The sequence below is a fragment of the Streptococcus sp. DD04 genome (assembly GCF_001578725.1).
Classification (GTDB): Bacteria; Bacillota; Bacilli; order Lactobacillales; family Streptococcaceae; genus Streptococcus; species Streptococcus sinensis.
On record NZ_KQ968977.1, the window covers coordinates 69,229 to 71,053 of the forward strand.

Annotated in this window: 2 protein-coding genes; both read right to left on the bottom strand. The window is 41.8% G+C overall.

The genetic code is table 11. From position 1 onward, the window contains the following. Window positions 1-765: ROK family glucokinase (locus tag STRDD04_RS03180; RefSeq protein ID WP_231853878.1), on the bottom strand; the 765-nt coding region annotated here is incomplete at its 3' end. A gap of 330 nt (window positions 766-1,095) precedes the next feature. Continuing rightward, a partial coding sequence (locus STRDD04_RS11130) for a G5 domain-containing protein (RefSeq protein WP_197460071.1) occupies window positions 1,096-1,825 on the bottom strand: 730 nt, incomplete at its 5' end.

The following is a 1,825-nucleotide window of genomic DNA, read 5'->3' on the forward strand; positions in this document are numbered from 1 at the left end:
GATGTTGGCACAGGCAATTCCCAGATAGCGTGCGAAATTGCGATAAACAATCAAGGCCAGCTCATCGCCTTCCTTGGCTAAGTCAAATACGATTTTAGCGTTGACATCTTCACCGTTATCAATCAGTTTTTTCAACTCAGCATTGCCAGCATATTCATCCGCATAACGACGAGTCAGATTGACAATTCCAGTCGCAGATGCAACAGTTTCCAAGCAGCCTTTCTTGCCGCAGGTACACTGAATTGGCTGATCAAAGTCCACTGTGATGTGACCAAGCTCTCCTGCTGCTCCAGCAAGTCCGTGCAAGAGCTTTCCTTCGGCAACGATTCCACCACCGACACCGGTTCCTAGCGTCATAAAGACCACATCTGGCTGATTGTCGCCAGCTCCCATCCAACGCTCACCAAGGGCAGCAACATTGGCATCGTTGTCAATGAAGAATGGAATTCCTGTTGCTTTTTCGATTTTCTCTTTCACCGGCTGCAAAGTCTTCCAGTTTAGATTGTAAGCACCGATTACCGTCCCATTTTCACGGTCAACAACACCAGGCGATCCCATCCCAATCCCCATAAAATTCTCAGCTGACAAGTTCAAGAGTCCCAAACGATGTTGAATAGACTCAATCATCTCATCCACAATATGGCTTCCTTCATCTAAGATATTGGTTTTAATAGACCACTTTTCTTGGATTTCGCCTTCCTGCGTCAAAATAGCAAACTTAATGGAAGTTCCTCCCAAATCAATTCCGATAATTTTTTTTGACATGATATTCTCCTCTGTATTATTTTCTACTTAATTATAGCAGATTTTTTTAGTGATGAAAAGGTTTGCATGGTATTTTTTGATTTTTGATTATTAGACTTGTTAAGAAAGGCAAGTTATTTTTACAATCAATCAAAATAAAGGAAGAAATTAGTTTATTTTCATCAATTTTAAACAGCTCCCAGCCTTGTTTTGAACGATTTTTAAATCTTTTCAACTTCCTTAGCCAGCTAAAGGAGCTTGTTTTAAAATTTCGAATCAGCTAATATCGTTTTATTCCAATTCAAAAACGGCACCTCAATGAGGTACCGAAAAAGCTTATTTTAAAACTTTTTAGTATTTCTTCTTGTCTTTAACTGACAGAAGGAAAAGGCTTGATAATGCTAATATCAGAGAAGCTAGGAAGGCAGATTGGTTACTTTCCTCCCCTGTATTCGGGAGCTGACCTTCTTTGTTTCCTGACATATTTCGTTGACCGTTAGATATGGCTGAAACAGCAGATTCAGAGGACTTTTGTTTTTCACTTCCATCGTCCTGGCTAATTGCTAAATGATCCTGAGATGCCTTATAAACAACTGCATAGACGCTGAAGTGGTCCGACATAAATTCGACAATTTGACCTTTTTGCTGGAATGCCAGAGCATCCAATTGGTTAGCAGCTGTGACATAGAAGACATTTTCGACCTCCTTATTGGCTGCAAGCGGCAGACTAACAAGGACTTTTCCACTTGGCTGAATAGGATTGCCAAACTTGTCTTCCAAGGTAATGTCGTAAGCATCATAGACCTTGCCCGCTAAACTTTGTGATGCAACTTTCTTAACTTTCAAGCTTGCGACCTGTTCAAGCACGGATTTTGTGCCGATAACTTGAACCTTGGTAGCTTCATCCGTCAAGATACGCAAGTCTTCCTCGGTCTTGCCTGGTTTAGCTGGAGTACCAGGTTTGCCTGGCTGCGCTGCCTGTTCTTCCTTGGTTCCCACTTCCACAATCTTATCGACTGGATCTTTAGAAATGAAGCTGTCACGAGTGGTGCGGCTAGTTTCTTGACCATTTTCAAGCGTC